Annotated in this window: 13 protein-coding genes; 10 read left to right on the forward strand and 3 right to left on the reverse strand. The window is 70.1% G+C overall.

The window, feature by feature from the left end; translation table 11 throughout:
• Positions 1–407: 407 nt before the first annotated feature.
• Positions 408–1,037 (reverse strand): copper resistance CopC family protein, encoded by a 630-nt coding sequence (locus tag ACFYPS_RS34680; protein ID WP_354962984.1) that lies wholly within the window; start codon positions 1,035–1,037, stop codon positions 408–410.
• 243 nt (positions 1,038–1,280) lie between these two features.
• Here ACFYPS_RS34680 and ACFYPS_RS34685 point away from each other — a divergent pair, with 243 nt between their 5' ends.
• The 9 genes from ACFYPS_RS34685 to ACFYPS_RS34725 all read left to right on the forward strand — a co-directional run bounded on the left by ACFYPS_RS34685 (position 1,281) and on the right by ACFYPS_RS34725 (position 8,984).
• Positions 1,281–1,724 (forward strand): hypothetical protein, encoded by a 444-nt coding sequence (locus ACFYPS_RS34685; protein WP_354962983.1) that lies wholly within the window; start codon positions 1,281–1,283, stop codon positions 1,722–1,724.
• Positions 1,724–2,086, forward strand: a complete 363-nt coding sequence (locus tag ACFYPS_RS34690) for a sigma factor (RefSeq protein ID WP_354962982.1) — start codon at positions 1,724–1,726, stop codon at positions 2,084–2,086. Before ACFYPS_RS34685 ends, ACFYPS_RS34690 begins: the two co-directional genes overlap by 1 nt.
• A gap of 112 nt (positions 2,087–2,198) precedes the next feature.
• Entirely contained in the window at positions 2,199–3,083 is an 885-nt protein-coding gene (gene sigJ / locus ACFYPS_RS34695) for an RNA polymerase sigma factor SigJ (RefSeq protein WP_354962981.1), read from the forward strand.
• Positions 3,084–3,216: 133 nt separating this feature from the next.
• Positions 3,217–4,614, forward strand: coding sequence for a PLP-dependent aminotransferase family protein (locus ACFYPS_RS34700; RefSeq protein WP_354962980.1), 1,398 nt, complete (start codon positions 3,217–3,219; stop codon positions 4,612–4,614).
• Between the two features lie 41 nt (positions 4,615–4,655).
• Entirely contained in the window at positions 4,656–5,072 is a 417-nt protein-coding gene (locus ACFYPS_RS34705) for a cupin domain-containing protein (protein WP_354962979.1), read from the forward strand.
• A 2-nt stretch (positions 5,073–5,074) separates the two neighbouring features.
• The gene (locus tag ACFYPS_RS34710) at positions 5,075–5,890 is read left to right on the forward strand and encodes an NAD(P)-dependent oxidoreductase (protein ID WP_354962978.1); all 816 of its coding nucleotides are present in this window, start codon (positions 5,075–5,077) and stop codon (positions 5,888–5,890) included.
• A gap of 161 nt (positions 5,891–6,051) precedes the next feature.
• Positions 6,052–6,813 (forward strand): cyclase family protein, encoded by a 762-nt coding sequence (locus tag ACFYPS_RS34715; RefSeq protein ID WP_354962977.1) that lies wholly within the window; start codon positions 6,052–6,054, stop codon positions 6,811–6,813.
• 13 nt (positions 6,814–6,826) lie between these two features.
• Positions 6,827–8,485 (forward strand): thiamine pyrophosphate-binding protein, encoded by a 1,659-nt coding sequence (locus tag ACFYPS_RS34720; RefSeq protein ID WP_354962976.1) that lies wholly within the window; start codon positions 6,827–6,829, stop codon positions 8,483–8,485.
• A gap of 106 nt (positions 8,486–8,591) precedes the next feature.
• Entirely contained in the window at positions 8,592–8,984 is a 393-nt protein-coding gene (locus ACFYPS_RS34725) for a nuclear transport factor 2 family protein (protein ID WP_387330439.1), read from the forward strand.
• A 115-nt stretch (positions 8,985–9,099) separates the two neighbouring features.
• On the opposite strand, the gene ACFYPS_RS34730 is transcribed toward ACFYPS_RS34725, so the two are convergent.
• Positions 9,100–10,554, reverse strand: coding sequence for an alkaline phosphatase PhoX (locus ACFYPS_RS34730; RefSeq protein WP_354962974.1), 1,455 nt, complete (start codon positions 10,552–10,554; stop codon positions 9,100–9,102).
• Between the two features lie 761 nt (positions 10,555–11,315).
• Positions 11,316–11,843: a hypothetical protein gene (locus ACFYPS_RS34735; RefSeq protein ID WP_354962973.1), complete on the reverse strand. Its 528-nt coding sequence runs from the start codon at positions 11,841–11,843 to the stop codon at positions 11,316–11,318.
• 306 nt (positions 11,844–12,149) lie between these two features.
• On the opposite strand from ACFYPS_RS34735, the gene ACFYPS_RS34740 reads away from it, so the two are divergent.
• Complete coding sequence (locus tag ACFYPS_RS34740; protein WP_354962972.1) at positions 12,150–12,728, forward strand: hypothetical protein; 579 nt, start codon at positions 12,150–12,152, stop codon at positions 12,726–12,728.
• Positions 12,729–12,766 lie beyond the last annotated feature (38 nt).

A 12,766-nucleotide genomic window follows, 5' to 3' on the forward strand; every position in this document is an offset into this window, starting at 1 on the left:
CCATCCGTCGACGCCGCCACCAAGCCCGCGCCAAGGCCAGCCACTACACCCGACAAGCCCTCATCGAACCATGATCACGATCCCCGGCTGGAGTACTAGGGCGATCCGGATCAGCGCGGTCACCGCAGAGCCTCGGGTGCGGTCTTCTGGCGTGACGGGTGTCGGGCGAGGACGACGGGCTCGTGGCCGGCAGCCCCAACGGTGTCGACGACGCGTATTCCGACACAGCCGGTCCCGCCGGCTACCGCGATACGCACTGAGTTACCTCCCGATCCACGTCAGCCGCGACCCTGCAGTGGCGCGTCGCCCGGTCCGGGCGCCGGTGCGAAAGGGACATCAACCGTTGTGCCATCACTGTTGGTCCTACCTATCTGACTTCCCGCCAAGGCCAAAGTTCAGCAAAACGCCTAAAACGTGGAATGCTCACGCGCGCTCGGCGCCGAGGCCGGCGAGCTACGCCTGCCGGCGGTGTAGACACCGCGTGAAAGCGTCATGATCGCGAGAAGGAGAGCGAGTACGGCCACGCCCGCGGCGGCGTAGAACGCGACCACTCCACCGTGGGTGACCCGGGCTCGGAACGGGTTCGCCGCGGCGGCAGCCGCCGCGCCCGCTCCCACGGTGAACGCGGCCGTGCCGGCCACCGGGTGTCCATCGGTGACGGTTGCTCGCCAGCTGATCTCGTACCCGCCGTCGGGCATACCCGCATCCACCGGCTGGACCAACGTCGCGCCTCTGACGGCCGGTCGACCGCCGGCCCAGTCCGTTCCCGTGCGGTCCATGATCGTGACGGTGCTGTCCGGGGTGATCGCGGCGGCGAACACCACCTCAACCCGGCGCGGGGCAGTCGGAAGCGCGGCACCGTCCGCCGGCGTGATCGAGTGCGTCGCGCCGTGGGCGAACACCGGGGTCGGCGCGACCGCCAGCGGGAGACCAGCAGCGAGCCCGACCGTGACGATCAACCCGAGGGTACGACGAATGAGAGGTGCCCGGCCGGTGCCGGGCTCGCCGGTCACGCCCTCGGCGACACGTCCGTACATGGCATGCTCCCTTCGCCGCCGCCGACCGCGGCGTCCGAAAGTGGGACCGAGCTGCGCCGCGATTCGTGACAGCAGGGCTGGCCGCTCGGCGGCCTGTCACGAATCGGAGAGCTGCTCGGTCCGAACCGGTGACAGCACGCCCACCACCGGCGATGGGCATCCGACGCGCCCAGCTCCGTCGGCTGGCACCCCTGAGGCGACAGCTCGGACGCCGGGCCGGGACAGCGCAAGGAGCAACAACTCGTGACCATCATCATCCGCATCGCATTGGCGATCTTGTTCGTCGACAACGCCATGGTCGGGCTCTGGAACGCGATCTGGCCGGCGAGCTTCTACACGAACTTCCCGACGGTGGACCTCACGCCGCCGTTCAGTGAGCACTACGCGCGGGACTTCGGCAGCGCATCACTGGCGATCGCGTTGCTGCTGGGCATCGCGGCGGTCAAACCCAAGGCCCACTTCGTCATCCCCGCCGCGGCGGCCTACTCGATCTTCGGGGTGCCGCACTTCTTCTACCACCTCGCCAACATGGAGAACGCCACCATCGGTGAGGCGATTCTCCTCACCACCGGAAACGCGGCCGTGGCGCTCGTCGGCCTGGTGATCATCCTGCTTACGGTGCTGCGTGACCGCCGAGCGGCTCGGCTCGGCTTCGCGCCGGCTCTGGCCGCCCACTGGGAGAAGTGATGGTTCCCGAATCCCGCCGGCCACCTCGGTCGGCCGCGCTACCCAGCGCGTTCTGCGCGGTCGTCGCCGAACGACGCCTCCTCGAGAACATCGCACACCGCCTGCTCGGCTCAGCCGCGGCGGCGGAGTACGCGGTACAGGAAACATACGTCCGCTGGTACACGATGCGGGACGACGAACAGGACAGCATCGACAGCCCGGTCACCTGGCTCATCGGCACGCTCGTGCGGATCTGTGTCGATCTACTTGAATCGGCCCCTCGCCGTACCGACGGCCAGACCGTCCACCGAGCAGGTCACCCCACTCTTGCGGGCCCGGTGCCCCGACGATGGCGTGCCTGGCGTGACGCGCCGACGCTGTAGTACGGCCGTGCGGGGTATCCACATGTGCGCCGGTGCTCAGCGACAGCGGCGATATCGGCAGTGGATTGCGCTCATCCGCACATCCGAGGATAGAAGGGACGAGGCGTCAGTCATGGCAGGGCTAGGGAAAGAGGGGACACTGCTCGACGCCCTCGGGGTGTTCGACGCGGTCCGTCCCCGGCTCTTCGGCATCGCCTACCGGATGCTCGGCAGCGTCACGGAGGCGGAGGACGTCGTGCAGGACGCCTGGCTCCGGTGGCAGCAGACCGATCGCAGTCAGGTACGGGACCCGATCGGCTTCTTGATCACGACCACCTCTCGAGTCGCTCTGAACGCCGCGACATCGGCTCGCGCCCGCCGCGAGCTCTATCCCGGGCCGTGGCTACCCGAGCCCGTCGACACGTCCGCCGATCCGATGTTCCAGGCCGAACGGAACGAGTCGCTCGAACTTGCCGTGCTGCTCCTGTTGGAACGGCTCACCCCGGCCGAGCGAGCGGTGTACGTGCTGCACGAGGCGTTCGACTACCCGTTCCGGCTGGTTGGCGAGGTACTCGGCATCAGTGAGGCGAACGCGCGGCAGCTCGGCCGACGCGCCCGGATGCACCTGGCCCAGGAGCGGCGCGGTCCGGTCGCCCGCGCGGAGCACGGCCGTCTGCTGCGTGCATTCCTCACCGCCGCCCGATCCGGAGACCTGACCCAGCTCGAGAAACTGCTCGCCGAGACAGCCGTTTCCTACGCCGACGACGGCGGCACCGTCCGGGCCGCACAGGTGCCCATCGTCGGACGCGACAACGTGGCGCGTTACATCCTGGGACTGGTCCGCAAGTTCGGGAGCGACCTCTCGTTGGAGATCGTCGAATCCAACAACCAGGCCGCGATCCTCCTGTCGCGGGCAGGAACCGCCGTCGGGTTGGTCACCGTCGACGCCTCACCCGACGGTATCGAACGAGTGTTGATCATCCTCAACCCGCAGAAGCTGAACCAGTTCCAGCGATAACAGTCGGTGTCGAGGCGAATCACATGACCGCATTTAGTGTGCGGCGGTTCAGCGGCGGCTGCCCGTCGATTGGCTGACTGCCTGAGTCGTCGTCGACACGTCGCGCCGGCCGCACGGATGGGATCGTTGGCGGATGGCGGAGTCACTCGACCTGCATCTGGAGTTCGATCGGGGTGCGGGGTTCCCGGGTCGTTCGCTGGAGAGTGCGCTACGAGAGAGCATTCGGACCGGCCGGTTGCGGGCCGGGTCGCGTCTGCCCGGGAGCCGGAGCCTGGCCACTGACCTGGGCCTGGCCCGGGGCACGGTGGTGCAGGCGTACGCGCAGCTGGTGGCGGAAGGGTGGCTGGTGTCGGCGCCCGGCTCGGGCACCCGGGTCGCGGACGTACGCCATGATCTGCCCGACTCGCGGCGGAAACCACGGCCGTCGACGGCGTCCGGGTCGGCCATCGAGTTGCGGCCGGGAATTCCTGATCTCGCTTCGTTTCCGCGCGCGGCCTGGGCCGGCAGCGTCCGCCGGGCGCTGGCGACGGCGTCGCGCGGCACGCTGGACTACCCCGAGCCGACGGGGCTGCCCGCGTTGCGGGCGGCGTTGGCCGGGTATCTCGCGCGTACTCGCGGGGTGCGCTGCGACCCGGACGCTGTGGTGATCACCGCGGGATTCACCCAGGGTCTGTCCCTGCTGGCGCGGGCGCTGCACAGGCGCGGCGTACGCGCCATCGCCACCGAGAATCCCGGCCTGGCCCACCACCGCATGGTGCTCCGTGCTGCGGGCCTGACGGTCACCCCGCTCACCGTCGGCGCGGGCGGAGCCGACCCGGACGAGGCGGCGGGCCAGGCCGCGCTGCTCACCCCGGCGCACCAGCATCCGACCGGGGTGGTGCTCGCCCCGCAGCACCGCTACCAGTTCATCGCCTGGGCGCGGGAGCACGACGCGTTCCTGATTGAGGACGACTACGACGGGGAGTTTCGCTACGACCAGCGGCCGGTCGGCGCGATGCAGGCGCTGGCGCCAGAGCGGATCGTGTACGCCGGCAGCACGAGCAAGTCGCTGGCGCCGGGCGTGCGCCTGGGCTGGTTCGTTGTTCCCGAGCCCCTGCGCCGCGACCTTGCTGACGTGATCCTGGAGGCCGGCGCCGCGGTCTCGTCGATCGACCAGCTGGCGATGACCGACCTGCTCACGCAGGGCCACTACGACCGACACATCCGCCGCATGCGCCTGACCTACCGGCGCCGCCGGGCCGAGCTGGCCGACCGCCTGGCCGAGGTGACCACCACCCCACTGGAGGGCATCGCGGCTGGCGTGCACGCACTGCTGCCGCTGACCTCGGCGACGCACGAGCGCGGGCTGATCCGGGCCGGACACCGCCAAGGCCTGCACCTGACGGGCCTGTTCAGCAGTGGCTACTGGCACGATCCGGCGGATGAGCGGCAGGCAGCGGCCCTGATCCTCGGATACGCGGCGCCGCCAGCACACGACTGGAAGGCGGCGCTGACCGGACTTGGCCAACTGGTCCATCAGACCCGTTGCTGAGTGGTCCATTCCGTTGGTCCGGGCGGAGTTACGTTCGATGCATGCAGACCATGAAAATCGGGAACAACGAGCTCGTCTTGCTCGGCACGGCCATGCCGCCGGAGCTGCCGAAGGGCTCGCACGTGATGACGGCGACGATCGAACTGCCGCCGGGCGACCCCGGCTCGCCGCCGCACCGGCACTCCGGGCCGGTCTTCGGCTACATGCTCGAAGGCGAGATGATCTTCGAGCTGGAGGGCGAGCCGGAACGGGTGATCAAGGCCGGCGAGTCGTTCTGGGAGCCAGGCGGCGACGTCATCCACTACCAGGCCGCCAACAACCTGCCCGACCGGGTGAGCAAGTTCCTGGTCGTCATGGTGTGCGCGCCTGGCCAGGAGATGCTGGTGCTGGTCAGCCCCGAGGAACTCGAACAGCGCAAGGATCGCCGCGCGTCCCGCGAAACTGACGGAGAAGCCTGATCATGCGTATCCTTCTCGCCGGTTCGACCGGCGTCATCGGCCGTCGGCTCGAGCCGCTCCTGACCGCCCAGGGGCATGAGGTCGCCGGGCTGGCCCGCAACGGCGCGGTCGCCGTTGACGTTCTCGACCGGGAAGCGGTGGTGGCCGCCGTCCGCTCCGTCCGGCCAGACGTGGTGATGCACCAGTTGACCAGTCTGAGCACGGGCGACTTCGCTGCCAATTCGCGGCTGCGCCGGGTCGGGACCCGCAACCTGGTCGACGCGGCGCTCGCTGCCGGGGTACGCCGGATCGTGGCGCAGAGCATCGCCTGGGCGTACGAGCCGGGCGCCGAGCCCGCGCCCGAGAACACGGCGCTTGACCTCGGCGCCCCCGAACCGCGGCAGACCAGTGTGGCCGGTGTCGCCGCGCTCGAGTCCGCCGTACAGGAAGCACCCGAGTGGATCGTGCTGCGGTACGGCACCCTCTACGGTCCGGGCACCTGGTACGCCCGGGACGGCCAAATGGCTCAGTTCGCCGCTGCCGGCAAGGTCCCCGCTGACGCGGACGTGAGCAGCCTGCTGCATGTCGACGACGCCGTCGCCGCCGCGCTCGCCGCCCTGGACTGGCCGTCCGGCGCGGTCAACATCTGCGACGACGAGCCCACCCCGGCCGCGAAGTGGGTGCCCGCGTTCTGCGCGGCGGCGGGGGTCGCGGCCCCGGCGGTGACCGAGGGCGAGCGGCACGGCTGGGCGCGGGGAGCGAGCAACCACTACGCCCGCAAGCACCTCGGCTGGACCCCGAATTATCCCTCCTGGCGAGGGGGATTCGCCGTCCTGTGAGCCGTCCGCCCGCCTTCCGCCGCGCTGCGCAGCATCCGCCCCGCGCCGCGCTTGCCCGGACTCGGCGGAAGGTCGCTGTGGAGCCGCGGGGCGGGCAGCGCCGCTGACACGCCCCGTTCGAGGGTCCATCATGGAGCGTGAGCGCGGTGTACCGTCGCCGCATGACGGTGCTGCAGGAGTTTGTCGCCGCTCTTTCCAGCGGCCGGATCCAGGTTGTCGACCTCACCGCTCCGCTCTCGGACCAGACCCCGATCCTGGGTCTGCCCGAGCAGTTCGGCCAGACCTGGCCGTTCCGGCTCAGCGAGATCAGCCGGTACGACGACCGCGGTCCGGCCTGGTACTGGAACAACTTCTCCACCGGCGAGCACACCGGCACCCATTTCGACGCCCCGGTGCACTGGGTCACCGGTCAACAGGGCGCGGACGTGTCGCAGGTCCCGGTGAGCCAGTTGATCGCCCCGGCGGTGGTGATCGACCACGCCGCCGACGCCGTCGACGACCCTGACTTCCTGCTCGAGGTCGAGCACATCAAGGCGTGGGAGGCGGAACACGGTGCCCTGCCCGCCGGTGGCTGGCTGCTCTACCGCACCGGTTGGGACGCGTACAGCGACGACCCGGAGCGGTACGCCAACGCCGGGCGTACCCCGGGCATCTCCGTCGAGTGCGCCCGCTGGCTGGCCGAGGAGTCGCCGATCCAGGGCGTCGGGGTGGAGACGGTCGGCACCGACGCGGGCGCCGCGCATTCGTTCGACCCGCCGTTCCCGTGCCACTCGTTCCTGCTCGGCCAGGAAAAGTACGGCCTGACCCAGCTACGTAACCTGGCGCAACTGCCGGCGACCGGCGCGGTGGTGATCGCCGGACCACTGCCGATCGTCTCCGGGTCCGGCAGCCCGTGCCGGGTCCTCGCGCTGGTCGAACGGTAGGACCGGGCCGCAGATGCGGGTATCCGAGGTGGTCGGGCGGGTTCTGTACGGACACGGCGCGCGGTACGTCTTCGGGGTGGTCGGCAGCGGCAACTTCCATGTCACGAACGCGCTTGTGGCGGCCGGCGCCCGGTTCGTGGCGGCGGCCCACGAGGGCGGCGCGGCGAGCATGGCGGACGGGTACGCCCGCACCTCCGGGACGGCGGGCCTGCTCTCGGTGCACCAGGGTCCGGGCGTCACCAACGCGCTGACCGGCCTCACCGAGGCCGCGAAGAGCCGTACCCCGATGGTGGTCCTGGCCCCGGAGGCGACCGAGCCCCGGTCGAACTTCTTCATCGACCTGCCGGCGCTCGCCACCTCGGTCGGGGCCGACTTCCACCGGGTACGCGCGACGCACGCGGCCGAGGACGCGGGTGCGGCGTACCGCGCCGCTGCCCGGGGCGCGACGGTCGTGCTGGGCCTCCCGTTGGAGGTGCAGCGCACAGTGACCGAACCGTGGTCCGGCCCGGTCCCTGCGGTCGCGCCGCCCCCGGCCACCGCCCCGCAGGTCGAGCCGTTGCTGGCCGCGCTCCAGGCCGCACGTCGACCGGTCTTCATCGCGGGTCGGGGCGCCAGGGCGGCCCGGGAACCGCTGACCCGGCTCGCCGATGCGTGCGGCGCGCTGCTCGCGGTCTCGGCCGCGGCGAAGGGACTGTTCGCCGGGAACCCGTGGAACATCGACGTGGCCGGCGGCTTCGCCACCCCGCTCGCCGCCGAGCTGATCGGCGCGGCGGACCTGGTCGTCGCCTGGGGCAGCACGCTGAACATGTGGACCACCCGGCACGGCGAGCTGATCCCGCCCTCCGCCGTCGTCGTCCAGGTAGACCACGACCCGGCCGCGTTCGGGGTGAACCGCCCGGTCGACCTGACGGTGGCCGGCGAGGTGGCGGCGGTCGCCGAGGCGGTGCTCGGTCGGCTGGGCGCCGGCTCCACGGGGCCCGTGGATGCCGGGACCGGCGGCTGGCGTACGCCGGAGCTGGCACAACGGATTCGCGACCACGGCCGGTGGCGGACGGTCCCGTATCGGGACGAGAGTGGGTCGGCGCGGGCCGGCGCCCCGGCGACGATCGACCCGAGGACGCTCTCGGCCGTCCTGGACGACCTGCTGCCGCCCGACCGGACGGTGGTGGTCGACTCCGGCAACTTCATGGGCTACCCGTCGATGTGGCTCGACGTGCCGGACGTGGCCGGATTCTGTTTCACCCAGGCGTTCCAGTCGATCGGGCTCGGCCTGGCCAGTGCGCTCGGCGCGGCGGTCGCCCGGCCGGACCGGCTCACCGTCGCCGCGGTCGGCGACGGTGGCTTCGTCATGTCCGCGACCGAACTGGTCACCGCCGTCCGGCTGGCGCTACCCCTCCTCGTGGTGATCTACGACGACGCGGCGTACGGCGCCGAGGTGCACCACTTCGGCCCGGACGGGCACCCGTTGGAGACGGTCACCTTCCCCGAGACCGACCTGGCCGCGATCGCCCGTGGTTACGGCTGCGACGGGTTGACCGTCCGGACCGTCGACGATCTCGGGCCGGTACGCCGCTGGCTCGCTGGTCCCCGTACCCGGCCGCTGGTAATCGACGCCAAGGTCTGCGCCGCGCGCGGCTCATGGTGGCTCGAGGAGGCGTTCCGTGGCCACTGAGCCACCGCCGTGCGTACGGCGTCCCGGCCGCTGGGTCGACGAGCGCATGACCCGCGGCTGGCCGGTTCCCGCCGCCCGCCGCTCGGCGAATGGCAGGGTGATGTCCATGAACAGGAAGCACGTCGCCGATTGGCTCGCCGCCTACGAGCAGGTTTGGCGGACGCCGTGCACGGACGCGCTGGTCACGCTCTTCACCGAGGATGCGACCTACCAGCAGGGGCCGTACTGGACGCCTGTCGCCGGCCTGCCGGCCATCGCCCGGATGTGGGAAGAGCAGCGCAACGGTCCCGACGAGGTATTCCAGATGACCAGGGAGATCGTCGCAGTCGACGGCGACACGGCGGTGTCGCGCCAGGAGGTCCGCTACGGCGACCCGGTCAACCAGGAGTACCGCGACCTGTGGATCATGCGATTCGCGGACGACGGACGTTGCCGGTCGTTCGAGGAGTGGCCGTTCTGGCCGGGACAGCAGCCGGCTGCGGCTCCGGACGGTTCGTGACCCGAGGACCTCGTACACCTCCGAGGTTCTACTTGCCCCCACCGGCCGAACCTGGCGTCGTACACGCGGTGGGGGCAGGCGCGATCGCCTGCCCCCACCGGTCGGTCTGGTTCCGTTAGCCCAGGTACTTCTCCCACGGGCCGGTGATGGCCAGGGTGAGGCCGGGGTCCTGCATGTTGACGAAGAGCACCTTGCCGTCGGCGGTGAAGGTCGGTCCGCAGAACTCTGAGTCGTTGAGCTGGTTGCGGGCGATCGCGTACGTCGGGCCGCCCGGGACGGTGCTGAGCACGTGGGAGGCGCCCGAGCCGTCCTCAGCGAGCACGAGGCTTCCCCACGGGGTGACGGTCACGTTGTCCGGGCCGTCGAAGGTGAGGTCGTTGTACCGGACCGGCGTCCCCTCCTCCGAGGCGGTCTGGTGCGGGAAGTACGTCACGAGCTGGATGGTTTGGGCCTCGTAGTTGTAGAACCAGACCATGCCATCGTGCGGAGCCGCGTCCGCCGGCAGGTCACCGTCGTCCCAGGCGTAGGAGTTGACCACGTATACGCCCTCGTCGGTGCCCCACACGCCCTCGAACTTGCGTCCGCGCGTGACCTGGCCATCGGTGAACTGCTCGCGCACGGGCTTGTTCCGCGCGTCGCGGTCGGGCACCTCGATCCACCGTACGGGGAAGGGCCGGCCCAGCTGAGCGGAGGTCAGGTAGGCGACGTCCGGCAGCACCGAGCCGTCGTCCATGATGATCTGCATGGCGGCGAGGACGCCGGCGTTCGGTGCGAGGCGGGTGAGCACGCCGGGACCGAGCTTGACGCCGCGCGGCGCCGTCCAACGGTAGAAGAGGCCGTTGGGCCCGTCGGCATCTTCGGAGAGGTAGACGCTGGTCCGGTCCTTGTCGACCGCCAGGGCCTCGTGGGAGTAGCGGCCCAGGCACTTGATCGGCCGCGGGTCCGCGCTGCCGTCGGCCGAGACCTCGAAGACGTAGCCGTGATCCTTCTGGTAGACGCCGGACCGGCCGCCCTCTTCCCATTCGTCGCCGGCGCGGTCCTCGGTCTCCTCACAGGTGAGCCAGGTCCCCCAGGGGGCCGGCCCGCCGGCGCAGTTGGAGATGGTGCCGGAGAGGGCGACGAACTCACCCAGGTTCCGCCCCGCACGGTCCGTCTTGATCACCGTGCAACCGCCGGCGTCGACGGCGCCCGAGTCGTACACCGTGCCCTTGACGTGCGGTACGCCGAACTCGGCGCCCGGGTCGATCTCGTGGTTCTGGATCAGGGTGTAACGGCCGTGTCCGGCGTCGTAGACGGCCATGCCGTCGTGGTCGGCCGGGGTCATGCCCTGGCCGCGGTCGAGCCGGGTGACACCGGTCCGGGTGACCACGGTGTAGCTGAAGCCCTCGGGCAGGGCCAGGATGCCGTCGGGGTCGTCCACGAGCGGCGGGAAGGGCACGTGGCCGGCCTTGACCGGCGGGTGAGGCCGGCCCGGGTTGGCCTGCGCCAGGGACGGCAGGCCGCCGGCGACGACAAGGCCTACGCCGGCGGCGGCGCCGCCAGCGAGAAAGGTACGACGAGAGGAAGGCACGTGGATCAGCTCCTGGTCCAGACAAGTGCGACGATCGACAGCCAACTCCTGCGGACAGACACCGACAGGTCGCCTAGGGGATCGATTGGTGACATCGGAGTGAAGAATCAGCGCCACTCCCGCATCGCCAGGCCGGCGGCCTACCGCCTCCGAGAAACACGGCCGCCCTCGTGGGTCAGCAGGTGTGACCGTTTGTGGTGCGGGCCGGAGGGTAGTTGGGTGGTTATGACCAGCCCTGAGCAGAGTCAGCAGGAGAGAGCCCTCGAGACCGGCGAGGTGTATCAGGACGCCGAGGGACGCCGAACGACCGACCCGGGCTCCGGGGCGGCGCACGCCGAAAGTGAAGCCGACCGCAACGCGGAGCACCTGAAGCGGGGCGAGGTTGGGCCGCGCGTCCCGGAGGAGTAGCCCGGTCCGTCCGGCAGTGCATGTTCAAAACCTGCGTGACCCCGAGCAACGAGGGGCGCGGCTACGTGCTGCACCGCCGATAGAAGGAGCGCTTGGGCGATGAGCGCTACCGCCTCCTGAACCGTGTGTCGCTCGGCCGGCCGCTGGTGGTCGGAAGCAAAGATGCACCCTCGTACGTCCGCTATCAGTCGGTGGTGCGGATGCCACGGGAGCGCCGGAGCGCGTTGACCCCGGAGTCCGGCCTGTGCCCCCTCAGATTGGGGCAGGCAGCGAGACCATCGGGGTATGAACAACGCCGGCGGTGACAGTGTTTTGCGCTGTCACCGCCGGCGCGGGTGCTTCTCCTGGTTCGGTTAGCTGGTGCCGAAGTACGGCCAGTACGGCAGTTTCTCCGACGTGTACCGGTCGTAGTTCCCGGCGTACCTGTAGGGCACACCGGCCCAGTCCTCGCCGAAGTCGACATCGACGGCCCAGACCGGCGCCGGGGCGTCGTCGTACACCGTCTGATGAGTGCACCCGCCGGAGGCCTTGAACTTGCTGACCTCTTCGCTGGAGTTCGAACCGTACTTCAACAGGACGCGGGCGATCACGCCCCGCCCGTTGGCGAGCCTGTCCCAGACGCAGGCCGTCACCTCGACGTTGTACGTACCGTCCCCCGGGGTGTACCAGTACTCGACAAAGAGCTGGTATTCGCCGATCTTCTGGTTGCTGGAGTTATACATGGGCACGGGCACGTTCCCCGTGCCCTTGTAGCCCGAATAGTGCCGCAGCGCGCTGTTGTTGGGCAGGTTCGACACGGCGAACGCGGTCGACGGGGCAAGGAGGGCCACCACCGTTGCGATGACCGCCGCGATGCCGGCCTTGCGCAAAATTCTCTTCATCGCGCGATCATGGACGGACCGTCCCGGTCCTGTCGATCTCGTTGCGCTGTAGCGCAAACTCACCGGTCAGGCATCCGAAGTTCTGGTCAAGCGGCAAGTTGTCGACCTTGTTTGGGTTGATACCCAAGCATTGACTTCCGTCTTAGTTGCAGCCGGTATGAGGCAGCCAGGCGCGATGCCGACGAGGCGCTGAAGCCCGCGCTGAAGAGAGTCTTGGGGCACCATCCCAGTCGATCCGGTCGGCGGAATCGTGACGGCTGGCCGGCCGTCAGACTGGACGCACGTCCAGTCGACCGGGGGACCGTCATGCTTCGGATTCACTTCACCGCTGCGGACCTCGTCCGCACCCGGATCGCCTGTACGCCTGATCCGCTGTGGGAAAGCATGCTCAGCATGCACTGGCTGCGGCTCCGGTGCCAGGATCCGCTGCTGGCCGTGTGGCGGCAACGAACGTGCGGGTTGCTGCATCAGCGCCACGGACACCGGGCCGAGGTTGCGTTGCCCTTGTCGATCAACCCGCCGGTGGGCTACTTCCCGGACTTCCTCACCCCGACCGAGGCGGCCGGCGGGTTCGAGCCGGGACTGGACGCCCTGCTGCGCACGCCCAAGGCCAGACTCGCCATCGACCTGGCGACGCTCCGGTCGACGGGGGTCCGGCTCTCGTCGGCCGTCGCGGATCTGGCGGCCGGCGACGTGACCGCCCTGCGCCAGCTCGGGGCCGGCCTTCAGCTCTACTACCGGCTCGCGATCCTGCCCCTGTGGAACGTGATCCGCTCCGCGTTCGACGCCGACCGGGCGTTGCGGTCCCGACGGCTGCTGAACCAGGCCTGTCGGCGCTGCTCAACGACCTGCACCGGACCGCCAGGTTCGACGGCGGCGTCCTGACGATCACCGACTACATCGCCGAGCGTGACCTCCACCTG

The sequence above is a fragment of the Micromonospora sp. NPDC005087 genome, assembly GCF_042872965.1.
Classification (GTDB): domain Bacteria; phylum Actinomycetota; class Actinomycetes; order Mycobacteriales; family Micromonosporaceae; genus Micromonospora.

Bases quoted from the DNA above. Each gene is read 5' to 3' on its own strand.
- ACFYPS_RS34680 (WP_354962984.1), bottom strand. From the start codon at position 1,037: ATGTACGGACGTGTCGCCGAGGGCGTGACCGGCGAGCCCGGCACCGGC.
- ACFYPS_RS34700 (WP_354962980.1), top strand. From the start codon at position 3,217: ATGGCGGAGTCACTCGACCTGCATCTGGAGTTCGATCGGGGTGCGGGG.
- ACFYPS_RS34705 (WP_354962979.1), top strand. From the start codon at position 4,656: ATGCAGACCATGAAAATCGGGAACAACGAGCTCGTCTTGCTCGGCACG.
- ACFYPS_RS34725 (WP_387330439.1), top strand. From the start codon at position 8,592: ATGAACAGGAAGCACGTCGCCGATTGGCTCGCCGCCTACGAGCAGGTT.
- ACFYPS_RS34735 (WP_354962973.1), bottom strand. From the start codon at position 11,843: ATGAAGAGAATTTTGCGCAAGGCCGGCATCGCGGCGGTCATCGCAACG.
- ACFYPS_RS34710 (WP_354962978.1), top strand. From the start codon at position 5,075: ATGCGTATCCTTCTCGCCGGTTCGACCGGCGTCATCGGCCGTCGGCTC.
- ACFYPS_RS34720 (WP_354962976.1), top strand. From the start codon at position 6,827: ATGCGGGTATCCGAGGTGGTCGGGCGGGTTCTGTACGGACACGGCGCG.
- ACFYPS_RS34715 (WP_354962977.1), top strand. From the start codon at position 6,052: ATGACGGTGCTGCAGGAGTTTGTCGCCGCTCTTTCCAGCGGCCGGATC.
- ACFYPS_RS34740 (WP_354962972.1), top strand. From the start codon at position 12,150: ATGCTTCGGATTCACTTCACCGCTGCGGACCTCGTCCGCACCCGGATC.
- ACFYPS_RS34690 (WP_354962982.1), top strand. From the start codon at position 1,724: ATGGTTCCCGAATCCCGCCGGCCACCTCGGTCGGCCGCGCTACCCAGC.
- sigJ (WP_354962981.1), top strand. From the start codon at position 2,199: ATGGCAGGGCTAGGGAAAGAGGGGACACTGCTCGACGCCCTCGGGGTG.